Consider the following 25,715-nt stretch of genomic DNA (forward strand, 5'->3'; position numbering starts at 1 on the left):
ACAGGCTCGCCCTAATGAACGGTCCTCACGGTTCGTTTATTGGGCGAGCCTGTTTATTTTTGGAGACTACCGCCCATGGCACTGCACCCGGACATCGAGGGATTTCTAGAGCTGGCCGAGTTCGGCCGCCTCAGCGGCAAAAGCCAACCCATGCATGAGCTGAGCCCGAGCGAAGCGCGGCAGCAATTCGAACAGACGTCACAGCTTCTCGATGCGGCTCCGGCAGGGGCGCTGACGGTATCTGCGCTCAGCATTACGGCGCGGGACGGGCATATGCTCAACGCGCGGCTGTACGCCAGACCGCAACCGGGCAACGAGCCGCGCCCGGTGCTGTTGTACTTGCATGGCGGCGGGTACGTGGTGGGCAGCCTCGATTCCCACGACACCCTGTGCCGGCGTCTGGCGCTGGCAGGGGAGTTTGCCGTGTTGTCGGCAGATTATCGGCTGGCACCTGAACACCGTTTTCCAACGGCTTTCAACGACGCCGAAGACATCGCCCGTTGGCTGGCGATTACCGGCGCCAAAGCGTTGGGCCTGGACGCGAGACGGATCGCACTGGCCGGGGACAGCGTCGGCGGCAGTCTGGTGGCATCGCTGTGTATCGCCATCGCCCATGACCCATTGGGATGGCCGCTTGTGCCGCGTCTGCAAGTGCTGCTGTATCCGGTGATCGACGCGGTAAAAAAACGCCCGTCTCTTGCGCGATTCGCCGAAGGCTATCTGCTGGAGGCCACCACGCTGGAGTGGTTCTACCAGCAATACCAACGCAGCGAAGCCGACCGCAGCGACTGGCGTTTTTCACCGCTGTACGCCGAGCGTTTGCATAGTCTGACACCCACCGTCCTGTGGCTGGCCGAGTACGACCCGTTGCTCGATGAAGGCCTGGCCTGGGCCGAGAAACTGCGTACCGCGGGGCAACCCGTGGTGCTGGACGTGAAGACCGGCATGACCCACGACTTTGCGCGCATGGGCGAAATGGTCCAGGAAGTGCCGGGGATGCTGGCGCAACTGGCGGCGCAGATCGGCGAGAGTCTGGCCTGACGCGTGGCGTGGTGATCAGCCACGCCGTCCCCCTGTAGGAGCGAGCTTGCTCGCGATGGTCGTTAACGATAACGCGTGTTTACTGGCTAAACGCAGCGCCTTTGAATCCATCGCGAGCAAGCTCGCTCCTACAGTTTGTTTTGCGCCGACTCAGATAACTAGGGCGGATCAAGCCGATCCAGCGCCCGATTCACCGCCAGTTCCCCCAGCATGATCACCTGCGCAATCCCCAACAGCGCATTGCGGCTTGTCCCCTGCAGATGATCCACCAGATCGTTGGCCATGACATTGGCCGACGCTAGCGACTCACTGGCGTGCACCAGCAGGGTTTCGGTACTTAGTTCGGGATTGACGATGAACATCGTGCAGGGTGCGCGCGGTGTGGCCATGATGTTGGGGCCCGGGTTGAGGTGGTGATCGAGGCTTTCGTGCGGGGAGGCCGGGTCGGAATCCGGCGGATTGGGTGTGACCTTGAACATAAGCTGATTACTCCTGAATGGAGCCGCTCATTCTTCTCTACTAAAAGAAGGGTGGCGGCTGGACGCAGGTTAGTAGACCGGGGAGATCAGCATTTACCGGCGCGCCGAAGCGCCCTGCGTACAGCCACCATCAATTTCAGGCAAGCCTGACTGATAGCGCTTCTACACCGTACTGATACAACCACGGGCTACTAAACCCGATCACTGACAATCAGTGACCCGAATCAAGTTACCGAGGCTCCCCAAGGCGCACAAGCCGGCGGATTCTGGCGTACCTGTAGGCAACGACGCAAGGTGTTGTGGCTTTCACGAAGTAACCTGTAGGGCGCTTAAACAAATGCTGCTGACGGGTGTTTGTCAGCGACGATCTGATTTCTGCACCGATTGTGTTTCGAACAAATAAACGGGAAACATCAGATGGGCTGTCCGGATTGATGTCACTCGACACTTAACTAAAAACTGCTAGATTCACCGCTCGATTGGCACGACAAGGAATGTTCGTTCATGAAATTTGGCTACCTGATCATCTACGTCAAGGATGTAGAAGCCTCTCTCAAGTTCTTCTCATCGGCCTTCGGGCTCAGCGTTCGGTTCATCCATGAGTCTGGCACCTATGGCGAACTGGAAACCGGCGAAACCGCGCTGGCATTCGCCGCCGATGAACTGGCCGCATCGAACTTCAGCACCGGTCATGTCCCGGCGCACTCATCCCTCAAACCGTTAGGCATCGAAGTCGGGCTGGTGACCGGGGATGTCCCGGCGGCCCATGCCAAAGCGATTCAAGCAGGCGCCAGCGAAATCGCTGCTCCGACTACCAAGCCCTGGGGGCAAACCGTGTCTTACGTTCGATGCCCTGACGGAACGCTGGTTGAGCTGTGCACGCCCGTAAACGCTACCGAGAGTGAGTCTTGAAAGCCGGGTGCGGAGCGAACCTCACAGACAAGTCTGGCAGTAACCTGCAAGTGGTCACGTCAACGGACCCATTGGCAATTATTAAAATCTCAGGGATTACACCGCAAATCCGGGAGCTGGAAACGCAGGCCGTTGCCGAAGGCTTCAGGTTCCTCTCCCGATTGATCGAGGAATGGGAAAGCGGTGCCAATCGATTCGATCAGCAGGGTGAGTGCCTTTTCGGGGCGTTCCGGAACGGGCGGCTGATTGCCGTAGGAGGTCTTTCATCAGACCCATTTGCCGAACCGGATGTAGGGCGATTACGGCGGGTCTACGTCGCACGTGCATCAAGGGGCCAGAACGTGGGTAAAGCGTTGGTGCAGCACCTGCTGGAAGTGGCGTCTGAGCATTTTCGCATTGTGCGACTGTCCACGGACACACCCGAGGGCGCTGCCTTTTACCTCCGCTGCGGGTTCCGGCCGATACAGGATGATTTTGCGACGCATATGAAGTCGTTGGTGGATGTCCCATAGAAAATGGGACATCGCTTTTGAAGTGCCTGACCTACTTTTTCGCCCGGTAACCGCTGTGTATGATCATTACGGCCCGATGCTGCCCGCCGCTCGGTCCCGCTGGGAAAGGTGAAAGCATCTCCTCCTTATTGATCAGCCGCTTTGAACCACGACGATTCGCCGCCAGTATTAAGGATGGACACGGTATGACCACGCAGAACACTTCACTACAAGACATCGCCGCGCCAGAGGGTGTTTGTTATGGCTGCGGCAGCCAGAATCCGCACGGGCTGCACATCAAGAGCTTCTGGCATGAAGACGGGGTGCATGTCATGGCGGAGCATATGCCCGATGACAAGTACTGCGGCTGGCCGGATCTGGTTTACGGCGGTTTGATCGCGATGCTGGTCGATTGCCACTCCAACTGGGCGGCGATGGCTTATCACTATCGGGCAGAACAGCGCGAGGTAGGCAGTTTGCCCCACATCACCTGCGTCACCGGTAACCTGGGCATCAAGTTCATCAAGCCCACCCCGATGGGGGTACGCCTGACGCTGCGTGCAAAAGTCGAGGGCGATGTCGGACGCAAAAGCCGGGTCATTTGCGAAGTTTTCGCCGGGGATGTCCTGACCGCTGTCGGGGACTCCATCTTTGTCCGCGCCGATACCGAACAACTCAGGGCCGCCGCGCAAGCAGAAAACGGAACCGGGCCACTGTAGGAGCGAGCCCGCTCGCGATGGACGCATAGGCGCAGCGTTTAACCAGTGAACACGCGTTATCGTTAACGATCATCGCGAGCATGCTCGCTCCTACAGGTGGAAGCAGTCAGCCATCGGGTTCGCCGCGCCAGCCACTGTAGGAGCGAGCTCGCGATGGACTCACAGGCGCAGCGTTTAACCAGTGAGCACGCGTTATCGTTAACGACCATCGCGAGCATGCTCGCTCCTACAGGTGGAAGCAGTCAGCCGTCGATACCGGACAACCCGGGGCCGCCGCGCAGCCACTGTAGGAGCGAGCCCGCTCGCGATGAACTCACAGGCGCCGCGTTTAACCAGTAAATACGCGTAATCGTTAACGACCATCGCGAGCGAGCTCGCTCCTACAGGTGGGGGCACTCAGTTATCAGTACTGCGCGCGCAGGCTCAGGGTTACGGTGCGCGGGTCGCCGTAGAAGTTGGTGCCCCAGGAGGCATCGACGCGGTCGTAGTACTTGCGATCGAACAGGTTGTTGGCGGTCAGTGTCGACGACAGGTTTTCGTTGAACTTGTAGCCGACCTGCGCCGTGGTGACGGCAAAACCGCCTTGCCGGAACTTCACGTCACGCTGGAAGTAGGTTTCGCTGACCACACGCACGCCACCGCCGACGCTGAAGTCCTTGAGCGGACCGTCGGTGAACTCGTACTTGGTCCACAGGTTGTAGTTGTGCTTGGGCGTGATGGTGCTGAAGGTCTTGCCTTTGTTGGCCTGGTCGCCGTCCAGGAACTTGGTGGAGGTGTAGGCGTAACCGGTGACGATGCTCCAGTTATCGGTCAGGTTGCCGCTCAGCTCGGTTTCCCAACCCTCGCTGCGTGCCTTGCCTTCGGTCATGTAGGCACCGGAGTTGTTGTCGTATTCGGCGCGGTTTTCATCGTAGATGCGGAAGGCGGCGATGCTGGCGTTCAGGCGGCCGTCGTAGAACTCGCGCTTGAGGCCGATCTCGTACTGCTTGCCTTCGCGCGGGCCGACCGGCTCGCCGTTCGTTCCGATTTCGCTCTGCGGTTTGAACACGCCGGTGTAGCTGAAGTAGGTCGACAGTTCCGGGGTGATCTTGCCGATGACGGCGCCGTACGGCACGACCTTGCGGTTGATGCTGGTGTGGGCCTGGCCGAAGTTGTTGAAGAAGGCGTTGGCGTTCTTCGCGTCGCTTTCGTACCAGGTCACACGGCTGCCGCCGATGACATCGAGCCAGTCGGTGACGTCGAACTTGGCGCGGGTGTAGACGCCATACTGATCGGACTTGGACCAGTTGCCGTTGACGTGCGCATAGTCTTTGCGGGGAATGTCGATGCTGCCCGGATCGAACACGTTGATCGGGAAGTACTCGCCGCCGCCGTAGGTGAAGTCCTTGTCCAGGTGCTGGTACTCGGCGCCCAGGGTGAACTCGTGCCGGCGATTGGCGAACTCGAACGGCGTGGTCACGAAGCTGTCGACGCCGATGGTCTTGATGTGGGTGTAGTAATCGTAGGCCACGGCCCAGCTGTCACCGGTGGCCGGGTCGACCGCGCCGTCGGCCCAGGTGAAGTTACGCTGCGGGGTTTCGGCATCGCGGTAGGTCAGGGTGGTCTTGAACTGACCGCCGTTGTCCAGTTCGTGGTCGAGTTCGGCGAAGGTTTCCCAGACTTTTTCGTTGAGGGTGTTCCACTTGGCATCGACGAAGGTCGAGCGAGGAACGTCGAGCAGTTTGCCGTCGGCGTAGGCCGGCAAACCGAACGCCGGGGTGGAGTTGTTCTTCTGGTAGGCGCCGCCAACCGACAGGGTGGTGACCGGGTCGAGGTCGAATTCCAGGCGGCCGTAGACCATCGGGCGTTCGTTCTTCGCGTAGTCGACGAAGGACTTGTTGTTCTCGTAGGCGGTGATGAAGCGACCGCGCACGGTGCCCTCGTCGTTCAACGGGCCGGTGACGTCCACCGAAGAACGGTAGCGATCATAGGAGCCGGCGGCCAGTTCACCCCCGAGGGCGAATTTGCTCAGGGCGCGCTTGCGCACCACGTTGATCGTGCCGCCGGGTTCGCCAGCGCCCTGGTACAGGCCCGCCGGGCCACGCAGTACTTCGATACGGTCGTACATCGCCAGGTCGAAACTGGTGCCCATGTCGCCCTGGCCGGTCGGCTGCGAGACGCCGTCGACCTGCACCTGGTCAACGAGGAAGCCGCGCATGAAGATGTCGTTGAGGCTGGAGCCGGAGTTGTAGGTCTTGACGGTCACGCCGGTGACCTGGCGCAGGGCGTCCTGCAGGCTGTTCAAATTCTGGTCGTCCATGCGCTGGCGCGTGACGACGGACACCGACTGCGGGATGTCCTTGAGCTTGATGTTGCCCTTGCCGATGCTGACTTCATTGGTGGTATAGGAGTGCGAGCCTTCGGTGGTCGGCCCCAGCGCCAGGCCGGTAATGGACGTCGCACCCAACTGCAATGCACTGGAGTCTCCGGCCGACGGCACCAGCGACACGGTGTTGCCATTCAACTGAAAATTGATGCCGCTCCCCAGCAGCAAGGTTTTCAGTGCCTGTTCCGGTTCCATGTTGCCGGACACCGCCGTGGACTTGATGCCGTTGACCAGGTCCTGGCTGTAGAGAATCTGCAGATTGGTCTGCTGGCCCAGCTGGCGCAATGCACTGGCCAGCGACTGGGACGGCACATTGACGTTCACCGGAGCAGCCTCGACCTGGGTAGTTCCCAGCAGCAACAGGGTCAACAGCGCGCCCGGCACGACCGTTCGGAATTTCTTTTGCCGTTCGATGGCTAATGCCAACGGCGCGCGGGACAGGGTAGGGCTTTGCATTGCTCGAATCGCTCCAGAATGGTGTGTGCAGTTTTTTAGTTAATGATAATTATTATTAGACGGACCGCTTTGGCTAAACCGGAAAACAAACTTCAAAAAAACAATGATCTGTGCGCGGCACTGACCGTCAGGCCGTTGCGCGCTCGGTGACGACCCGGCCCGATTCCATGCGCACCAGTTGATCGGCCATGTCGAAATAGCGGTCATCGTGGGAGATGACGATGATGGTCTTGCCCAGGCGTTTGAGGTCCGGCAGCAGCTCGGTGTAGAAGATGCGGCGGAAGGTCGGGTCCTGGTCGGCGGCCCATTCGTCGAACACCAGCACCGGGCGTTCCTCCAGCCAGGCATTGACCAGCGCCAGGCGCTTGCGCTGGCCGGTGGACAGGTCGGTGGTGGTGAAACGGCCGTCCCTGACGCTGACCTTGTGTGCGATCTCCAGCCGCTGCAGATAGGTGTTGGCATCTTCGGGGATGTGCCGGTCGCCCTGCACCACGTCATCGAACAGGTAGTAGTCAGCAAAAATCGTGGTGAACAACTGGCGGTAGTCGTCGCGATTGTGCGCATCGATGCCCTGGCCGTTGAGCAGGATCGAACCCTGTTGTGGCGCGTAGAGCCCCAGCAGCAACTTGATCAGCGTGGTCTTGCCGCAGCCGTTTTCGCCGACGATGAAAATGATGTCGCCTTGCTCGATGGTCAGGTTCACCGGGCCCAGGCGAAAGGCGTCGCTGCCGGGTGCGGCGGGGAAGGCGTAGCTGACGTTGTTCAACTGCAGGCTGTCGACCATGGTCGGCGAGGTGCCTTGGTCGTTGAGCAGCAGGTGCGGTTCGGGCGAGGAGAACTGGCTCGACAGCTCGGCGATACGGCGGAAGGCAATCCGTGCGCGGCTCACGATCGGCAACGTGCTGACCAGATGTTCGATCGGGCCTTTCATATACAGCAACACCAGCACGAAGCCGCTCATCACCGCCTTGTCGGCGCTGGGCCAGAAGGATTGCAGGGCCAGTGCCAGGCCGATGACCACGAAAAACAGCATCGAGCCCAGGGTCTTGGCGATCACGAAGGTGTTGATCGAACGCACCTGGGTGTCGCAGATGAAATCGGCAGTGCCCTGGATGCCCTTGACGAACATGCGCTGGCGGCGCGGACGGTGGATGCGCAATTCCTTGGCGCCGCCGGCAATGGCGTTGTAGTGCTTTTGCAAATCGTCTTCGGCGTCGCGGGCGGCCATGAAACCCTGGATGCCCTTGCCCTGCGCGTAGAACTGGATGCCGGTGCCGATGGCAATCGCCAGCACCATCATCAGGAACATCGGCCACGACAACAGCGCCAGATAACCCATGCAGCCGAGGGTCACGGTCAGGGAAATCGCCAGCGGCGCGAAGGCGAAGGCGAAGTCGCTGATGGTGTCGACGTCGTGGGTCAGTACCGGGATCAGCCGGTGGCTGCGGTAGCGCTCGATCTGCTCGATGGGCGCCGAAAGGACTTTCTCCCCAAGCGTTTTGCGCAGCCTGGCGATGATGTGCTGGCCGACGTAATTGGTGCCGATATCCGAGCAGATCGAACTGCCCAGGGCCAGCAGGCACAGACCGCCGAACAGGGCAACCACGCCTTGGGTCAGGCCGTCCGGTGAGTGCAGCGCATTGTTGATGGTCGCCAGCAGCACCGTCACGCTCAGGCCGCCGACCATGCCCAGAAGGATCGACAGACTGACGACGAGCCGGAACGGTTTCAGGAGGGTGAACAATTCATGAATTGCACCGCGCGATGGCTGGGTCATGAGCAGAGGGTTCCTTGGGTCTTGAGGCAGATACCCAGTAGAACGTCTGGTGAGGGGGTTTATTTAAAGGATGGACGACACAAAACCTGTGGGAGCGGCGGTGCGGCGATCCGACTTGCTCGCGAAAGCGGTGGATCAGCAAAGTTGATGTTGGCTGACACGACGCCTTCGCGAGCAAGCCCGCTCCCACAAGGGCAGGGGGTGGTCAGAGATTGCGTACTACGCGGAAACCAATCCAGTCGCCACGGGTTTGCGGGTCGATGTCATTGCGGTTGCCCGAGCGGGAAAACACCGGTGCTTCACCCCAGTCGTTGCCACGGATGCGCAGGGTGTCGCAATCGGGTTCGGTCCAGGCGCTGCCATCGGTGGGCGCGCCGACATAGTCCGGGTGGTAGCAATCGGCGATCCATTCGTAGACGTTGCCATGCATGTCGTACATGCCGAAGGCATTCGCTGGATAGCTACCGACCGGGGAGGTATGGCTGTAGCCGTCGGTGGGGCCGTAGGTGTTGGCGTGGGTGGCGATGCTGTACTCGGTGCCGGGGTCGAACGGGAAGGGGAACGGTCCCGTTGACCCGGCACGGGCCGCGTACTCGCGCTGGGCCTCGCTGACGATGTGGTAATGCTGGCCGGTTTTGCGCGACAGCCAGGCGACATACGCCGTGACTTCGGCGAAGTTCATGCACACCGCCGGCTGACGCGGGCCTTGGGGGTAACTCGGTTTGCCATTGGTGCATGCCCGGCCGGGACGGGTATCGCCATCGGGCAGGGTGATCCCGGTTTCCTTCATGTATTGGGCCCATTCGCCGGCAGTGATCTGGTAACGGCTCATGGCGAAGGGTTTGTCGAATGTCACCTCATGCATCGGGCCTTCATCCGGCTCGCGGCCGACTTCGCCTTCCGGGGTGCCCATGGTGAAGGTGCCGGCGGGCAGCACCACCATTTCCGGACAGTTGCGGCAATCCTTGAAGACCTTGCCCGGCAGCGGTGCCGTGTACGCCTGGGCGAGGCTCGGTACGGCACTGCCGAGCAATGCCAGCAGCATCAGGGCACCGAGGCGTTGAAGGGGCAGCCTGTACAGGGTGTTTTTCATGAGGGTTCTCGCTAAAGGGAATCGGCGGTTCAGAGCTTGCTGGCCATCAGCTCCATCAACTGGTCGATGTGCGCTTCGGTATTGAGCAGCCCCGGCGATACACGAATGATCGGCCCGACATCACGGTCCACGGCATCGCACACGACACGACGATCCATCAGGAAATTGGCGACTTCCTCGCAGTCCTGGTGCTTGATGCGGAAGAAGGTGAAACCGGCGGAATGCTCCGGTGACAGCGGCGTGACCAGTTCCACCGACGGGTGTGCCTGCAAGCGTTTCTTCAGGTAGCTGTTGATGTCGTGAATGCGCGTCGCGACCTCGGCCTTGCCCAGTTCCAGATGCAGCTTGAAGGCTTCGGTCAGCGCCCAGCGGTGTTCGAACGAGTGGTAGCCGCCGTAGGTCATCACGGTGGAAAACTGGGTGGCTTCGGAGAAGGTCGGGATGGTCGGGGTCACGTCCTTTAGCTCGTCGGAACGGGCGCAGATGATCCCGGTGCCCCGTGGGCCGAACATCCATTTGTGGGTGCCGGCGATGAAAAAGTCGCAGTGCATGTCCGGGAAATCGACGTTCTCCACGCCAAATCCGTGTACGCCATCGATCACGTAGAGGATGCGGTCCTTGTCGGCGCGGTCACGGTTTTTCTCGGCCACCAGTTTGCCGATCTCGCCGATGGGCAGCTTCACGCCGCTGCCGGAATGCACCCAGGTCATGCCGAGTACACGGGTCTCGGGGCGGATGTTGCGTTCAATCGCGGCCAGCACTTCGGCGGTCGAGACCTTGTACGGGTCTTCGAACAATCTGATCTTGCGAACCTTGGTGCCGTCCTTCTGGGTGCGGTATTCGAACACGCTGTTGGCGGCGTAGTGCTCGTGTTCGCTGGTGAGGATTTCCTGGTCCGGGCGCACGTGGATGCCGGCGTAGATCATCGCCAGGCCTTCAGTGGTGCTGCCGGTCAGGGCGATCTGCGACGGCTTGGCTTTCAGGTAGCGACCGGCCCACACGCGCACGTCTTCTTCACGGCGTTCGGTTTCGCCGCGATGCCAGTCCATGGCCAGGCCCGGGTTGCGATCGAGGTTGGCGCGGTGCATCTCGATGGCTTCACGCACCGGGCGCGGGTGCGAGGTCACCAGGAAGTTGGCGAAGTGCAGGTAGTCCGGGTCCTGCGTGAACAGTTGACGCAGTTGGTCCCATTTGTCCTTGGGCAGCGGCGCGGGGCTTGCAGCCTGTGCGGGCAGGCTGATGGCCGAGGCCAGGGGAATGCCGGCCGCCAGAATGCCGGCCTGCTTGAGGAATGAACGACGGTTGGTCATGGGTTCGGTTCGCTTTGGCAAAAGGAAAAATCAGTTCTGCACCACAGGCCGGGAAGAATTCTGCACCTGGTCCCAGACCCGCAGGAAGTTGCCGCCCCAGAGCTTGGCGATGTCGGCTTCACTGTAGCCGCGGCTGATCAGTTCGGCGGTCACGTTGCGGGCCTCGCTGACGTCTTTCCAGCCGTCGAGGCCGCCGCCGTCGTTGAAGTCGGAACTGATGCCGACGTGATCGATGCCGATTTTCTTCACGGCGTAATCGATCGCATCGCCGTAGTCCTTGAGGGAGGCCTTGGGTTCTTCGTCGAGGATCGAGTAGAGCTGGCTGGCGTATTCGCCGAAACGCTGCTCGGGCCAGACGGTGATCACCGGATCGCCGGGCATCAGGGCCATCTCCAGGCCTTGCAACGGTTGCAGGTCGAAGCGCGCGCGCAGGGCGTTGAGCTTGGCCAGGGTGGCCTGGCTCAGCGGGCGGATGTAGGTCGGGAAGCCGACTATCTGCACCACGCCGCCGCTGTTCTTGATCAACTGCATTTCCGCGTCGCTGAGGTTGCGCGGGATGTCCACCAGCGCTCGGGGTGCCGAGTGAGAGGCGACCATCGGCGTGCGGCTCAGTTGCGCGACTTGCTCCAGGGCCTTGGTCGACATCTGCGACACATCGATGATCACGCCCAGGTCGTTGAGGCGATGGACCGCCTGTTTGCCAATGTCCGATAGCCCGCCAAGGGCATCGCGCGAATCATTGAAGAACGGCAGCGGCCGCGACGAATCGGCCCAGGCGTTGTTACCCACGTAGCTGAAGCCGAACATACGCATGCCTCGCGCTGCCCACTTGTCCAGGGCGTTGAGGTCATTGCCCAGCGGGTAGGCGTTGAGCATGCTGATGAAGATCGCGAACTTGCCTTCGCCATGCAGGCGCCGGAAGTCGTCGGGGGTGTAGGCGATGGCCACCTGATTGGGGAAGTCACGCACCATCGCGCTGATGATCCTGTAGCGGGTTTCCTGCTCGTGTCGGGCCTCGTCGACGAACCCGGCAGTAGGCCGATGGGGCGCGTTGGCGCCGTTCCATATTTCCGGCCAGCCGAAGATCGTCAGCGCCGCACCGGACAGGCGCCCGCGGCCGGTCTTGACCAGGTCGAACTGGCCTTCGCCGTCCTTGTCGACTTCGTTGCCGGCGGTGCCGAAGTCCATGGGCACGGTGATGTGGCTGTCGAACGAGAGGATGCGCTCCTGCAATTGATCGGCCTGTTTCATCACCTTGACCGGGTAGCCGGGATTGTCCTTGAACCAGTAATCCCAGGCGGCAAGGCCTGCACCCGCGCTGATCGCCAGGGCCAGCGGCAGGCCGATGAAAAGAGCCTTTTTCGAACGTGGTTTTGTCATTGCCGTCTCAGTCAGGTTCGCCGTCGGGGATCAGGCGCAGGGGCCTTTGCTATCTGGAGGGGACGAGTGGCTGGGCTGAGAATTTAGTTGTTTGTGCCGGCCTCTTCGCGAGCAAGCCCGCTCCCACATTCGACCGCGTTCCCCTGTGGGAGCGGGCTTGCTCCGGGCGGCGTTCCGACGAAGCTTTTAAATTTGTCTGCACAACAATCGTTCTAGCTTGGATAAAGCCTGCTCCATGGCTGACACAGGTAGGGCAATGACGATTTCTCGACGATGGTTCCTTGCGGGTCTGGCGCTGACCGGTGCCGCCGTGCCGGCGGCGTATTACGGGCAGCGCGAACTGACCAGGCCGGACCCGACGATCACCCCCGGCGAAGCCTCGTTCGACGTGGCGGATGTTGCCGGCCAGCGGTTGGCGGATACCTTGCGCGGGGTCTGGCACATTCGTTTCGAAGGTCGTGACGCCGGCATCGAAGGCTTGCCGCTGGAGGGACTGGAAGTGTTCCTCGATATCGGGCACAAGGGCCGCGGTTTCAGTGGATATCTCGACACCGCCGAGCGATTGCGCTCCACGCAAGAGCCCCGTTACCGGGTGCTGGGCGATCTGTCCGCGGCCAACCCGAAGCAGCTGGGTTGGCGACTGCTGGGTGCCAGCGGCTGCTGCGAGTACGAGTTCGACATGACCCTGGACGAGGTCTGGGCCGGCTTCGGCAACGCCGGCAGCGGCAGTCTCAGCGGGCGCGTGCTGGACCTGAAGCGGCCGTTGATGCTGCCTGCCAAGGACAATCGATTCATTGCCGTCAAACGGGTCTTCCCTGAAGCCCGCGAGCGCACCGGCCTCGATCCGGCCCTGCTGGCCTGGCTGGTATCGCCGGAGCACCGATTGTTCCACCAGCTCTGGCATGCCTCCCGGGACAAATGGCACAAGCTGTCCGAAGAGCAGCGCGGCGCCTTGCGCGGGCTCGGCTGGCAACCCGGCCCACGGGACAAGGAGCGCGACGCCCGAGGGGCGCGCAAGGATCGCAACGGTTCGGGCGTGGACTTTTTCTTCATGCACCGGCACATGCTCGGCACTGCACGTTCGATGCAGGACTTGCCCTCCTGGACGCATTTCCCGTTGCCGCAGCCGGAGCTGGCACGGGACCGGCCCGGCTTCGCACGTTATTTCGACAACCACGACGGTACGGCGCTGCCGCCGACCTGGCTGGCCGAGGACGATGACGAGTACACGCAGTGGGTCAGCGACATCAAGACCGCTGAGACGTATCACAGCAATTTCCAGGTCTGGGAATCGCGCTACCGTGATCCACGCTATCTGTCGACGCTGACCCTCGGCCAGTTCGGCTCGGAGGTCGAACTGGGCCTGCACGACTGGCTGCACATGCGCTGGGCTTCGGTGCCGCGTGATCCGTCGAACGGCCAGCCGGTGCCGTTTGCCCGTGATCCGGCGGACTTTTCCGCACGCTGGTTCGCCGCGGAAAACGACTTCCTCGGCGACCCGTTTTCCTCCCATGTGAACCCGGTTTTCTGGCATTTCCACGGCTGGATCGACGATCGCCTGGAGGACTGGTTCCGCGCCCACGAGCGCTTCCATCCGGGTCAGGTCAGCCGGCTTCAGGTCAACGGTGTGCAATGGTTTGCGCCGGGGCGCTGGGTCGAGATCGATGACCCTTGGCTCGGCCCGGTCACTCACGGCTGCAGCACTACCCCGGGGTTGCAGGCCGGCAAGTCAGTGGAAATGGACCCGGAAACCATGAAGCTGGCGTTGTGCATTACCTTTGGTGAGGACGAGAAAAAACTGGCGGGGCTGTTGCGCAAGGTGCCACAGCGGCCTTGGTATGCGCGCAATCTTAAGGCTAAACAGAGCCTGGCTTGATACCGCGTTATCGTTCTTCGCGAGCAAGCCCGCTCCCACACTGGATCTTGGTCGTACACAGGTTTTGTGTTCACTGAAGATCCAGTGTGGGAGCGGGCTTGCTCGCGAAGGCGTACTCACTGACAACAGAAATTACAGAACCTGCCACCCCCCACCCAACGCTTTGTACAACGCAATACTGGCCTGCATCCGCGACAACCGCAGTTGCACGTTCAAATCCTGTGTCGCATACAGCGTGCGCTGGGTTTCCAGTACCGTCAGCAAGTCCTCGGCCCCGGCCCGGTAGCGGCTTTGCGCGATGTTGAACGCGGTCTGCGCCTGGCTCAGTTCTTCACTCTGCCACTGGCGCTGTTCATCCAGTCCGCGAATGCTGTTGAGGGCTTTTTCGACGTCGGCGAAGCCGTTGATGATTGCGCCGCGATAGGTCTCCAGCAGTTCTTCCTGGCGCGCCGTGGCCTTGTCGCGCTGGGCACCGAGGCGGCCGTTGTTGAACACCGGCGCGAGCAGCCCGGCGGTGAGGTTATAGAAGGGGCTGCGCAGGATATCGTCGGCCCGGTCGGCGCCGGAGCCGACTTCGGCGGTGAGGGTCACGGTCGGCAGCATCGCGGCCCGGGCGACGCTGACGTCGGCCTGGGCGGCGGCCAGTTGGGCCTCGGCCCGGGCAATGTCCGGACGGCGGCTGAGCAACTGGCTGGGCACCCCGGCGTCGATGACGGGCCAGGTCAGTTGATCGAAGTGTTCCTGGCCCAACGACAGCGCCTGAACCGGGCGGCCGAGCAGGGCGGCGAGGCTGATTCGCGCATCCTCGGCCTGTTGCTGCACCAGCGGTAACTGGCGTTGCTGCGCCGCCACCAGGCTTTTTTGCTGCGCCAGTTCAAGGGCGGTGGCCGAGCCCGAATCGAAACGGGTCTGCACCAGTTTCAGCACGCTCCGGGCATTGGCCAGGTTCAACCCGGCGATGCGGCCCTGCTCCTGCAACGACAAGGCTTGCGCGTAGCCGTTGGCCACGGCGCTGAGCAACGTCAACTCCACCGTGGCCTGGTCAAATTCGCTGGCTTGCAAGCTGAACTGAGCACTGTCGCGGCTGGCCCGTTGGCCACCCCAGAAATCGATTTCGTAGCTGGCGACAAGGTTCGCATTGAAGTAATCGACGGCGTCGTTATCGCTGTCGGCATCGAGCTGACTGTAGCCGCTGCCCCGCAGCAATTTCTGGCGGTTGGCGTTGACCGCGGCCTTGACCTCGGGCAGTTGCGAGCCGCCGGCAATCACCGTATCGGCCCGGGCCTGGCGCACTCTCGCGATGGCTGCGGCCAGGTCGTAACTGCCGAGCCGCGCCTGTTCGATCAGGCGACCCAGTTGCGGGCTGCCGAAGCGGCTCCACCATTGTCGGTTGGCATCGGTAACGCCTGCGGTGTGCGGCGATTGCCAGGCAGCGGGAGGCTGGATGCCGCTGTCGGGGCGCTGGGCCGGGCTGCCGCAGGCGCCGAGCAACAGGCACAGGGTTAACACACTGAGTGGCGGCTTCATAAATCGATCATTCACTGGTAAGGGCCGTGACCGGGTCGAGTCGGGCAGCTTTGCGGGCCGGCATGTAGCCGAAGACAACACCGGTGACCAGGGCGCAGCCGAAGGCGCCCAGCACCGCTATCAGAGAGAAGGCGACTGCGACTTCGCTGAAAATCAGCACGCCACCGACGATCAGCGCCAGGGCAATCCCGGTGAGGCCGCCCACCACCGAGAGCATCACCGCTTCGGTGAGGAACTGGCGCAGGATGTCGCGCTGGCGGGCACCGGTGGCCATGCGGATACCGATCTCCCGGGTACGTTCGCGCACGGTCATGAGCATGATGTTCATCACACCGATCCCGCCCACCAGCAGCGAAATCGCGGCAATCGAGCCGAGCATCAGCGACAGGGTGTTTTGCGTGCGTGCCTCGGCCTGGATCATCGCCGCGTTGTTGGTCAGTTCGAAATCGTGCTTGCCGTCGTGCAGGCGCAACATCAGTTGCTCGATGGCTTTTTCGGTTTCCTTGACCTTACGCGCGTCCGCGGCGGCGATGGCGATGTACTCCGGGTTGTGAGTACCGAACAGGCGCACGCTCGCGGCGGAGTAGGGGATGGCGATGCGGTCGTCGCTGTCGGAGTCGCCGGAGCTGGCGCCTTTTTCCGCGAGTACGCCGACCACCTGGAAGGGCACGTTTTCGATCAGGATGTACTGGCCGATCGGGTTGGCCACGTCCTTGAGCAGCTTGGTCCGCACCTTGTGCCCGATCACCGCGACGGCGGCGGCGTTCTGCTCATCGGCGTGGGTGAAGTAGCTGCCTTCGACCACCGGCCAGTTGAAAATCGCCGGGAAGTTGGTGTCGTTGCCACCGACGTAGCTCAAGTGATCGAGGTTGCCAAAGCGCACCCCGGCCTCCTGGCCGTTGACCGGCATGATCCGCATCACCTGGGGCAGGCTGGCAATCGCCGCGACCTCATCGAGGGTGACGATGCCCATCGGCGTGCGCGGGTTGGGGGCCGAGCCGCTGAGGTAAATGATGTTGGAACCGAATGCGCCCATCTGCGCCATCACCTGGCGCTTGCTGCCTTCGCCCACGGCCAGCATCACCACCACCGAGGCGACGCCGATGATGATGCCGAGCAAGGTAAGCGCGGTACGAAACCTGTTTATCCACATCACCCGCCACGCCGCATGCACGGCATCGACCAATTCGCCTTTCCACGCGCCTGTCGCTTCGGCGCCTTCACTCAAGCGCTTGCGCAGGTCGACGGCTTGTAGCGCACCGGGTGTGGCCGAATTTTGCGCGCTCGGGTTTTCGTCGGCGCTGTCGCTGATGATCAGGCCGTCGCGGATCTCGATGATGCGCTTGGCCCGGGCTGCCACTTCGCGGTCATGGGTGATGAGGATCACCACATGACCCTGGCTGGCTAGCTCGTCAAGCAAGGTCATGACCTCGGCGCCGCTGTGGCTGTCGAGCGCGCCGGTGGGTTCGTCGGCAAGGATGATGTGGCCGCCGTTCATCAGGGCGCGGGCAATTGACACCCGTTGCTGTTGACCGCCGGAGAGTTGGTGCGGACGGTTGCCGGTGCGCGAAGCCAGGCCGAGGCGGTCGAGCAGGGCGGCGGCGCGGGCGTGGCGTTCGGCGGCCGGGGTGCCTGCGTAGATGGCCGGCATCTCGACGTTTTCCTGGGCCGAACCGGACGCAATCAGGTGGTAGCCCTGGAACACGAAACCGAAGGCTTCGCGACGCAGCCAGGCCAGTTCGTCACTGTCCAGGGCCGCGACGTTCTCCCCGGCGAAGCGGTATTCGCCCGAGGTCGGGCGGTCGAGGCAGCCGAGGATGTTCATCAGCGTCGACTTGCCGGAACCGGAGGCGCCGACAATCGCCACGAACTCACCGGCATGGATCGACAGGTCGATGCCGCGCAATACGTGAACTTCAGGGGCGTCGCCACCGCCGTAGGCTTTACGGATTTCGTGCAGTTCGATCACGGGCGTCCGCATTCAGCCGCCACTCCCGTCGACCGGGCCGATCAACAGGTGATCGCCTTCTTGCAGGCCATCGAGGATCTGCACCCGCAGGCGGTCACTGATGCCGGTACGCACGTTGCGCTGTTCGATGCGGCCATTGCTGGCGACCACTTGCGCCGTCTGCAGGTCTGCCTGCGCACCGGCCTGCAGGGCAGCGATGGGTGCGGTGAGTACGTTCTGCGCCTGATTGGCGACGAAAAATACCTGGGTGGTCATTTCCGCCATCAAGGCGTTGTCGGCGTTGTCGACGTCGAGTAACACGGTGTACAGCACCACGCGGGCACTCCCGCTTTTGCTGGTGCTGGCGGGGCTGCCGCTACCCTGGCCGGTCTGGTCCAGTGGCTTGGGCGGGACGGGAAGGATTTGCCGCACGGTGCTGGTCCAGCGCCGGGTGCCGCCGCTCAGGGTGGTGAACCAGGCGTGCATGCCGGGTTTGACGTGACCGATGTCGGCCTCCGAAACCTCGGCCCACACGGTCATCGGCGACAGTTTGGCGATGCGCAGGATCAGCGGCGTCTGCTGCTGGGCGTTGAGGGTCTGGCCTTCGCGAGCATCCAGTGCCACCACAGTGCCGGCCATCGGTGCATAAATCCGCGTGTAGCCCAACTCGGCCTGATCGCTGCGCAGACTGGCTTCGGCCTGGCGGATCTGCGCCAGGAACATGTCGATGCGCGCCTGGGTCACGCGCAATTCGGCCTGGGCGGTCTGCACGTCTTCTTCACGGGTGGCACCGCCGGCGGCGAGGTTCTGTTGGCGCTGGTGTTTCTGCCGGGCCAGTTCGTGTTGCGCCCGTTGTTCCTGCAACTGCGCCTTGAGGTTTTCGATGGAGAAGCGCCCGGCGTCGAGTTTGGCCTGTTGCGTGGACGGGTCGATTTCCACCAGCAACTGGCCTTCCTTGACCAGGTCGCCGACTTCCACATGGATCTTGTGGATTTGCCCGGAAGCCTGGGCGCCGACATCGACATAGCGCCGCGGTTGCAGGGTGCCCAATGCCGTGACGCTGCTTTCAATGTCGGCGCGGCTGACCTGGACGGTGGCAAACCGGTCGCGGCCCGGCGGGATGAACTGCCAGGCGGCGACGGCGATGACGGGGATCAGGCAGAGTGCTGCAAACACGACACGTCGGGTTTGTCGGGAACGTTTCATTCGGGGTTCCGGCCAAAGGAAATCGGCCCGTCGTTCAGCGGCGCAGGCGGGCAGAGACGGGGAGCTGTCCTGTAAACGATGAGCCGGGCGCAGAATTTAGCCGACAACACGACCCTTTGTAGGAGCGAGCTTGCTCGCGATGGCATCAAGGACAACGCGTTGATCCAGACAGCACGCGTTATCGTTGACGTCCATCGCGAGCAAGCTCGCTCCTACACAGGGGGCGTGACTAAATGCCCGGCAAATTGAAGCAGTACTTTAAATCTATATGAGAATTACTATAAATTACGCTGCTCAAACTGCCACTATCGTGCCATTGCGTAATTCAGCGGGCGCCGAAACGGCTCAAGGACAGAAACCGCACCCCCGTGCGGACGGGAGTCATGTTGGAAAACTACTATCGCGAGCTGGTGTGTTTCCTGAACGCCAGGCTGGGCAACCGCCAGGTGGCCGAAGATGTGGTTCATGACGCTTATCTGCGCGTGCTGGAACGGACCAGCGACGCGCCGATCGAGCAGCCCCGCGCCTTCCTTTATCGCACCGCATTGAACCTGGTCATCGATGACCACCGCCGCAATGCCTTGCGTCGCGCCGAGCCGCTGGATGTGCTCGACAGCGAAGAACGCTACTTCACGCCTTCACCGCACAAGGTCCTCGATCACGGCCAGCGCCTGGACATGCTCCAGCGTGCCTTGGCGGAGTTGCCGCGGCTGTGCCGCGAGAGTTTCCTGTTGCGCAAGATCGAGGGCCTGTCCCATCCACAGATCGCCGAGCAACTGGGCATTTCCCGTGCACTGGTCGAAAAGCACATCGTCAATGCCATGAAGCATTGCCGTGTGCGGATGCGCCAGTGGGAAGGCCATTGAGCCTTCAGATTCATCAAGCCTCGTTAAATTTTGTTTCATTGTCCTCGTTCCTACTCAACAGACGACCTGTTGTGCGGCCCAAGGCCTGTCAGGTCACTTAGGTTCAATGCCCCGCTATTGAGGGGAACATCCAGAGGACACTGGAAATGACACAGGCAATTGCATCGCCCCTCGTTCACGACCTGATCGGCGTCGGATTCGGCCCGTCGAACCTGGCACTGGCCATCGCGCTGCAAGAGCGCGGGGCGAGCCAGGGTGACCTGGATGTGCTGTTCCTCGACAAGCAGGCTGACTACCGCTGGCACGGCAACACCCTGGTGACCCAGAGCGAATTGCAGATTTCCTTCCTCAAGGACCTGGTGACCCTGCGCAATCCGACCAGCCCTTACTCGTTCGTCAATTACCTCAAGGCTCACGGGCGCCTGGTGGACTTCATCAACCTGGGCACCTTCTATCCGTGCCGCATGGAGTACAACGACTACCTGCGCTGGGTCGCCGGGCAGTTCACTGCGCAAAGCCGTTACGGCGAAGAAGTGCTGACCATCGAGCCGGTGCTGCACAACCATCAGGTCGAGGCGTTGCGGGTGATTTCCCGCGATGCGAGCGGGCATCAGCATGTGCGCACCACCCGTTCGGTGGTGGTCAGCGCCGGCGGCACGCCGCGTATTCCCGAGGTGTTCAAGGCGCTCAAGGATGACGGCCGGGTGTTCCACCATTCCCAGTACCTGGCGCAGATGGCCAAACAGCCGTGCGTGGACAACCGGCCGATGAGCATCGCAATCATCGGTGGCGGGCAGAGTGCGGCAGAGGCCTTCATCGATTTGAACGACAGCTTCCCGTCGGTGCAGGTGGACATGATCCTGCGCGGCTCGGCACTGAAGCCGGCCGACGACAGCCCCTTCGTCAACGAAGTGTTCTCGCCGGAGTTCACCGACCTGGTGTTCCAGCAGCCTGACAGCGAACGCGAGCGTCTGGTGAACGAGTACCACAACACCAACTACTCGGTGGTGGACATCGATCTGATCGAGCGCATCTACGGCATCTTCTACCGCCAGAAAGTCTCGGGCATCGCCCACCATGCGTTCCACACGCTGACCACTCTCTCAAAAGCCACAGCCAACGAACGCGGCATCGATCTGGTGCTGCGCAACAACGCCACCGGTGAAGTCTCGGTGCGTCACTACGACGCCGTGGTTCTGGCCACCGGTTACGAGCGGCAGATGCACCGCAAACTGCTGGCACCGCTGGAAGAGTACCTGGGCGATTTCGAGGTCGATCGCAACTACAGACTGATCACCGACGAGCGCTGCAAGGCCGGCCTCTACATGCAGGGCTTCTGCCAGGCCAGCCACGGCTTGAGCGACACCTTGCTGTCGATCCTGCCGATTCGCGCCGATGAGATTGCCGCTTCACTGTATGAGCATGGCAAGCATCGCGGGCATGGCCGGTCGGTGGTGGATTTGTTGCTGGCCACGGCCAGCTGAGTTGTTCGGTGGCTGCAAGGTCCTCTTCGCGAGCAAGCCCGCTCCCACAATTGATCTGCGAACACAGGTCAAAATGTGGGAGCGGGCTTGCTCGCGAAGGGGCCATCACAAACACCACCAGATTTGATTCCTGAACCCTTCCTGAAGAACCCCGCATTTCCCCCGGCAAGCTTTTGTAACGGGTTTACTCTCCAAACATCGGGGCGTAAGCTTCGCGCGTTTTCATCCATTACGGAGACCCACAGTGGGTACTTGTTCGAGTGACAGTTGTCGGCCGGTCTCGGTAACCGGCATTTTCTCGGCAAGATAACGCGCAGTCTCCTGTGCCGTTGTCTCGCCGACAAGCGAGCAGCGGCATCCTGATCATGGCCAGTCCTGGCCGTGTCCCGACGTCCCTCTCATCGACGCTGAACAGAGCGTGGTTTCGACTTTTCCTGTCGTGGCCGCCGCCCTATCGACACGCCTGTCATTCGTGACCGGCGCGCCAGGCCTTGCTTTGCCGGTCGTTCCGGCGGAACAGGCGTGGACTTGCCTGCTCGACGGTTTCCCGGCTGACCAAAGGGGCACCAGCCATGAAACTTACCCTCAAGGAATTCTTCGCAGGTTTCCTGCGTACCCGCCACATCGCCCGGCACTTCCGTCGCCTGGCGTTGCTGGAAACCTTCACCGACACCACGGTCAGCCGTGAAGTCCCACCGACCCTGGCGCAAACCCTGGTGGCTGCTGCCGGTAGCGACACGGGTCAATTGCTCAACAATCTGGGCAGTCACACCGATGGCTTGAGCGAGCATGAAGCCGATGCCCTGCGCGAGCAATTGGGCCTCAATGAAGTCGAGCACGAACAACCGCTGCCCTGGTGGACGCACCTGTGGCACTGCTACAAAAACCCGTTCAACCTGCTGCTGACGCTGCTGGCGGTCATCTCGTGGCTGACCGAAGACATGAAAGCTGCCATCGTGATTTTCTCCATGGTGGTGCTCTCGACCTTGCTGCGCTTCTGGCAGGAAACCAAATCCAACCAGGCCGCCGATGCTCTCAAGGCCATGGTCAGTAACACTGCCACGGTGATGCGCCGGGACCTTGAGGACCTCAGCGCGCAGCGCATCGAGTTGCCGATCAGGTTTCTGGTGCCGGGCGATCTGATCGTGCTGTCTGCCGGTGACATGATTCCCGCCGATTGCCGGGTGCTCAGTGCCAAGGACCTGTTCGTCAGCCAGGCGGCCATGACCGGTGAATCGATGCCGGTGGAAAAATTTCCCCGTCAGCAGGACCGCGACACACTCAACCCCCTGGATCTGGAAAACATCCTGTTCATGGGCACCAACGTGGTGTCCGGCACGGCCATGGCGGTGATTCTCACCACCGGTAACAGCACCTATTTCGGCGCCCTGGCCCAGCGGGTCGGCGCCACTGACCGGGCACCGACCTCGTTCCAGACCGGGGTCAACAAAGTCAGCTGGCTGTTGATCCGCTTCATGTTCGTGATGGCGCCGCTGGTGCTGTTCATCAACGGTTTCACCAAGGGCGACTGGACCGAAGCGCTGCTGTTCGCGCTGTCGATTGCCGTGGGCCTGACCCCGGAAATGCTGCCGATGATCGTCACCTCGACCCTGGCCAAGGGCGCGGTGTTCCTGTCGCGCAAAAAAGTCATCGTCAAACGTCTCGACGCCATCCAGAACTTCGGCGCCATGGACGTGTTGTGCACCGACAAGACCGGCACCCTGACCCAGGACAGAATCTTCCTGGCGCGCAACGTCGATGTCTGGGGCAATGACTCCGATGACGTGCTGGAAATGGCCTACCTCAACAGCTACTACCAGACCGGCCTGAAAAACCTGCTGGATGTGGCGGTGCTCGAACACGTCGAAATCCATCGTCAATTGAAAGTCGGCACGGCGTTTCGCAAGGTCGACGAGATTCCGTTCGACTTCACCCGTCGTCGCATGTCGGTGGTAGTCGCCGAGCGCGATCAACCGCACCTGCTGGTCTGCAAGGGCGCGGTGGAAGAGGTGCTGGCGGTCTGCTCGCGGGTGCGTCACGGCGAAGTCGATGAAGCCTTGACCGAAGAGTTGCTGGCGCGCATTCGACAGGTCACGGCCACGTTCAACGCCGAGGGCTTGCGTGTCGTGGCGGTAGCGGCACGGCCGATGAGTGAAGGACGCGACACCTACAGCCTGGCCGATGAGCAGGCACTGACGCTGATCGGTTACGTGGCGTTCCTCGACCCGCCCAAGGAAAGCACGGCGCCGGCGCTCAAGGCATTGGCAGCCCACGGCGTGGCGGTGAAAGTGCTGACCGGCGACAACGAACTGGTGACGGCGAAAATCTGCCGCGAAGTCGGCCTGGAACAGCAGGGCCTGCTGATGGGTAACGACATCGAACGCATGACGGATGCCGAGCTGGCGAAAGCCGTGGAAACCACCAACGTTTTTGCCAAACTGACGCCTTCGCACAAGGAACGCATCGTCCGTCTGCTCAAGGGCAACGGCCATGTGGTCGGATTCATGGGCGACGGCATCAACGATGCCCCGGCCCTGCGCACCGCCGACATCGGCATTTCCGTGGACAGCGCCGTGGACATCGCCAAGGAAGCGGCCGACATCATCCTCCTGGAAAAAAGCCTGATGGTGCTGGAGGAGGGCGTGCTGGAAGGTCGCCGGACCTTCGCCAACATGCTCAAGTACATCAAGATGACCGCCAGTTCGAACTTCGGCAACGTGTTCTCGGTGCTGGTGGCCAGTGCGTTCATTCCATTCCTGCCGATGCTGCCGATGCACCTGCTGGTGCAGAACCTGCTCTATGACATTTCGCAGATCGCCATCCCGTTCGATAACGTCGATGACGAAATGCTCAAGCAACCGCAGCGCTGGCAGCCGGCGGATGTCGGGCGCTTCATGCTGTTTTTCGGGCCGATCAGTTCGATCTTCGACATCACGACGTTCGCCTTGATGTGGTACGTGTTCGATGCCAACACCCCGGATCACCAGACCCTGTTCCAGTCTGGCTGGTTCGTGGTCGGGCTGCTGACCCAGACACTGATCGTGCACATGATCCGCACGCCGAAGATCCCGTTCGTGCAGAGCCGCGCGGCCATGCCGTTGCTGGTGATGACCGGACTGATCATGGCCGTGGGGATTTTCCTGCCGATGGGACCGCTGGCGCATTACTTCAAGCTGCAGGCGTTGCCGTCGCTGTATTTCGTGTTCCTGCCGGTGATCCTGCTGGCGTACATGGCGCTGACCCAGGCGGTGAAAGGGTTCTACATCCGGCGCTTTGGCTGGCAGTAATGCTGCCGATGTAGGAGCGAGCTCGCTCGCGATGGTCGTTAACGATAACGCGTGTTTACTGGCTAAACGCGGCGCTCTTGAGTCCATCGCGAGCAAGCTCGCTCCTACAGGGGATCGTGTGTTTTTCAAGGAGTTCATCATGCAAGCCATCAACAACCTCAACCTGACTTCGCTGCTCGACACCCTGGTCAGCCTCAGCGCGGCGTTCATCCTCGGTGGCCTGATCGGTTTCGAGCGTCAGTATCGGCAGCGCACCGCCGGCCTGCGCACCAATGTGCTGGTGGCGGTGGGCGCGGCGATTTTCGTCGACATGGCCAACCGTCTCGGCGGAGCCGAAGGTGCTGTGCGGGTCGTGGCGTATGTGGTCTCCGGTATCGGCTTTCTCGGTGCCGGGGTGATCATGCGTGAAGAGGGCAATGTGCGTGGCCTCAATACCGCCGCGACCCTCTGGACCTCGGCTGCAGTCGGTGCCTGCGCCGGTGCCGACCTGCTGGCCGAAGCGTTGCTCGGCACGCTGTTCGTGCTCGCGGCCAATACCTTGCTGCGGCCGATCGTCAACAACATCAACCGTCAGCCGCTGGATGTGATTTCGGCGGAAGTCACCAACATCGTCTATGTGATCGCCCGGCGTACGCAGCAAAAAACCGTGCTGGCCTTGCTCGAAGCCGAGCTGGAGCGCAGCAACTATCCGGCCAGCGATGTCGATGTGCATGCCTTTGGTACGGATGAAATTGAAATCGAAGCCACCCTGGCGACCACCTCCGTCGATGGCGATGAACTGGATGCGCTGGTGGCGCGGATTTCGATGTCGACCCTGGTGGTGCAGGCGTTCTGGAGTCCTAGTACCACGGAGTAAAGGCCAGGGTTTCAGGGGCGAAGCGCGCTTGCGTTTCCAAGGCAAGAGTCAGATTAACCTGCATTGATTTAGGAATATTCCTACATAAACCTGGGGAGGTCTTCCGTAGGCTTTGCGACCTCTTGAAACCGACATCCTTTTGGAGGTCTCCTTGCCGAACAAATCCTTGCGCATCCTGATCGCCGATGCACAGCACTTCAACCGCCTGCGGATCGAGCGGCGGTTCAACCAGCTCGGCTACTTTCGGGTGGCACCGGTGCAGAGCCTCGACGAACTCCTTCCATTGGTGGAGTACGGTTGCGAGCCTCTGGATCTGGTGCTCGTCAATGGGGCGATGGCCAACGGAGCGCTGGACCTGTTCAATTTCCTTGCCGACAACCCGCAGGTTCGTCACGGTTTTATCTTCAATGAGCAACAGGCACCGTTGTCGCCAGCCCCGGGCAAAGTCCAGGTCAGCCGGGCCGCTGTGCCTGACCTGGCGTCAATCACGCAATTGATGAGCGCCGTCGATCGTTCGCTACCGTTCGTCGGAACTGTCATTTCTGTCAGGTAGCCCCTCTCAGCCTTCCATGCCATTGTCTATGCGCAGCGTTGTGCCCAGCCGCTGCGGTGCCTGGAGGGCATTTTTTTGCCCGATCGTGT

Annotated in this window: 19 protein-coding genes; 10 read left to right on the forward strand and 9 right to left on the reverse strand. The window is 61.6% G+C overall.

The features are described from left to right. The first annotated feature begins 75 nt into the window (after positions 1-75). Complete coding sequence (locus ACEN8Q_RS01040; RefSeq protein WP_413704332.1) at positions 76-1,041, forward strand: alpha/beta hydrolase; 966 nt, start codon at positions 76-78, stop codon at positions 1,039-1,041. Between the two features lie 158 nt (positions 1,042-1,199). Here ACEN8Q_RS01040 and ACEN8Q_RS01045 read toward each other — a convergent pair whose 3' ends face one another. Beyond that, on the reverse strand, positions 1,200-1,520 hold the full coding sequence (locus ACEN8Q_RS01045; protein WP_413704333.1) for a DUF6124 family protein: 321 nt from the start codon (positions 1,518-1,520) through the stop codon (positions 1,200-1,202). A gap of 504 nt (positions 1,521-2,024) precedes the next feature. Between ACEN8Q_RS01045 and ACEN8Q_RS01050 the strand changes: the two genes are divergently transcribed. The 3 genes from ACEN8Q_RS01050 to ACEN8Q_RS01060 all read left to right on the forward strand — a co-directional run bounded on the left by ACEN8Q_RS01050 (position 2,025) and on the right by ACEN8Q_RS01060 (position 3,642). Continuing rightward, positions 2,025-2,432, forward strand: a complete 408-nt coding sequence (locus ACEN8Q_RS01050) for a VOC family protein (RefSeq protein ID WP_413422561.1) — start codon at positions 2,025-2,027, stop codon at positions 2,430-2,432. Positions 2,433-2,482: 50 nt separating this feature from the next. Next, entirely contained in the window at positions 2,483-2,944 is a 462-nt protein-coding gene (locus tag ACEN8Q_RS01055; protein ID WP_413705459.1) for a GNAT family N-acetyltransferase, read from the forward strand. A gap of 185 nt (positions 2,945-3,129) precedes the next feature. After that, the gene (locus ACEN8Q_RS01060) at positions 3,130-3,642 is read left to right on the forward strand and encodes a PaaI family thioesterase (protein ID WP_413422563.1); all 513 of its coding nucleotides are present in this window, start codon (positions 3,130-3,132) and stop codon (positions 3,640-3,642) included. A gap of 403 nt (positions 3,643-4,045) precedes the next feature. On the opposite strand, the gene ACEN8Q_RS01065 is transcribed toward ACEN8Q_RS01060, so the two are convergent. The 5 genes from ACEN8Q_RS01065 to pvdM all read right to left on the reverse strand — a co-directional run bounded on the left by ACEN8Q_RS01065 (position 4,046) and on the right by pvdM (position 12,023). Continuing rightward, positions 4,046-6,463: a TonB-dependent siderophore receptor gene (locus tag ACEN8Q_RS01065; protein WP_413422565.1), complete on the reverse strand. Its 2,418-nt coding sequence runs from the start codon at positions 6,461-6,463 to the stop codon at positions 4,046-4,048. A 127-nt stretch (positions 6,464-6,590) separates the two neighbouring features. Further along, the gene (locus tag ACEN8Q_RS01070; protein ID WP_413704334.1) at positions 6,591-8,240 is read right to left on the reverse strand and encodes a cyclic peptide export ABC transporter; all 1,650 of its coding nucleotides are present in this window, start codon (positions 8,238-8,240) and stop codon (positions 6,591-6,593) included. A 205-nt stretch (positions 8,241-8,445) separates the two neighbouring features. Beyond that, the gene (locus ACEN8Q_RS01075; RefSeq protein ID WP_413704335.1) at positions 8,446-9,333 is read right to left on the reverse strand and encodes a formylglycine-generating enzyme family protein; all 888 of its coding nucleotides are present in this window, start codon (positions 9,331-9,333) and stop codon (positions 8,446-8,448) included. 29 nt (positions 9,334-9,362) lie between these two features. After that, on the reverse strand, positions 9,363-10,643 hold the full coding sequence (locus ACEN8Q_RS01080) for an aminotransferase class V-fold PLP-dependent enzyme (protein ID WP_413704336.1): 1,281 nt from the start codon (positions 10,641-10,643) through the stop codon (positions 9,363-9,365). Between the two features lie 30 nt (positions 10,644-10,673). Next, a complete protein-coding gene (gene pvdM, locus ACEN8Q_RS01085) occupies positions 10,674-12,023 on the reverse strand; it encodes a pyoverdine-tailoring dipeptidase-like protein PvdM (protein WP_413704337.1) in 1,350 nt (449 codons plus the stop codon). 256 nt (positions 12,024-12,279) lie between these two features. Between pvdM and ACEN8Q_RS01090 the strand changes: the two genes are divergently transcribed. Beyond that, the gene (locus tag ACEN8Q_RS01090) at positions 12,280-13,899 is read left to right on the forward strand and encodes a PvdJ/PvdD/PvdP-like protein (RefSeq protein WP_413704338.1); all 1,620 of its coding nucleotides are present in this window, start codon (positions 12,280-12,282) and stop codon (positions 13,897-13,899) included. Positions 13,900-14,031: 132 nt separating this feature from the next. Here ACEN8Q_RS01090 and ACEN8Q_RS01095 read toward each other — a convergent pair whose 3' ends face one another. The 3 genes from ACEN8Q_RS01095 to ACEN8Q_RS01105 are packed head-to-tail and all read right to left on the reverse strand — an operon-like array spanning position 14,032 to position 18,580. Continuing rightward, entirely contained in the window at positions 14,032-15,426 is a 1,395-nt protein-coding gene (locus ACEN8Q_RS01095) for an efflux transporter outer membrane subunit (protein ID WP_413704339.1), read from the reverse strand. A gap of 7 nt (positions 15,427-15,433) precedes the next feature. After that, positions 15,434-17,407 (reverse strand): MacB family efflux pump subunit, encoded by a 1,974-nt coding sequence (locus tag ACEN8Q_RS01100; RefSeq protein WP_413704340.1) that lies wholly within the window; start codon positions 17,405-17,407, stop codon positions 15,434-15,436. Continuing rightward, positions 17,408-18,580, reverse strand: a complete 1,173-nt coding sequence (locus tag ACEN8Q_RS01105; RefSeq protein ID WP_413704341.1) for an efflux RND transporter periplasmic adaptor subunit — start codon at positions 18,578-18,580, stop codon at positions 17,408-17,410. A gap of 383 nt (positions 18,581-18,963) precedes the next feature. On the opposite strand from ACEN8Q_RS01105, the gene ACEN8Q_RS01110 reads away from it, so the two are divergent. The 5 genes from ACEN8Q_RS01110 to ACEN8Q_RS01130 all read left to right on the forward strand — a co-directional run bounded on the left by ACEN8Q_RS01110 (position 18,964) and on the right by ACEN8Q_RS01130 (position 25,626). Further along, positions 18,964-19,446 (forward strand): sigma-70 family RNA polymerase sigma factor, encoded by a 483-nt coding sequence (locus ACEN8Q_RS01110; RefSeq protein ID WP_413704342.1) that lies wholly within the window; start codon positions 18,964-18,966, stop codon positions 19,444-19,446. Positions 19,447-19,592: 146 nt separating this feature from the next. Continuing rightward, positions 19,593-20,930: a lysine N(6)-hydroxylase/L-ornithine N(5)-oxygenase family protein gene (locus ACEN8Q_RS01115; RefSeq protein ID WP_413704343.1), complete on the forward strand. Its 1,338-nt coding sequence runs from the start codon at positions 19,593-19,595 to the stop codon at positions 20,928-20,930. Between the two features lie 572 nt (positions 20,931-21,502). Continuing rightward, the gene (gene mgtA, locus ACEN8Q_RS01120; protein ID WP_413704344.1) at positions 21,503-24,217 is read left to right on the forward strand and encodes a magnesium-translocating P-type ATPase; all 2,715 of its coding nucleotides are present in this window, start codon (positions 21,503-21,505) and stop codon (positions 24,215-24,217) included. A 139-nt stretch (positions 24,218-24,356) separates the two neighbouring features. Continuing rightward, positions 24,357-25,073 carry an MgtC/SapB family protein gene (locus tag ACEN8Q_RS01125; RefSeq protein WP_413427879.1) on the forward strand — a complete coding sequence of 239 codons (717 nt, stop codon included), beginning with the start codon at positions 24,357-24,359 and terminating at the stop codon, positions 25,071-25,073. A gap of 151 nt (positions 25,074-25,224) precedes the next feature. Beyond that, entirely contained in the window at positions 25,225-25,626 is a 402-nt protein-coding gene (locus tag ACEN8Q_RS01130) for a chemotaxis protein CheY (RefSeq protein WP_413704345.1), read from the forward strand. Positions 25,627-25,715: the final 89 nt, after the last annotated feature.

This window comes from Pseudomonas sp. Pseusp16, from assembly GCF_047324915.1.
Classification (GTDB): Bacteria; Pseudomonadota; Gammaproteobacteria; order Pseudomonadales; family Pseudomonadaceae; genus Aquipseudomonas; species Aquipseudomonas fluorescens_CD.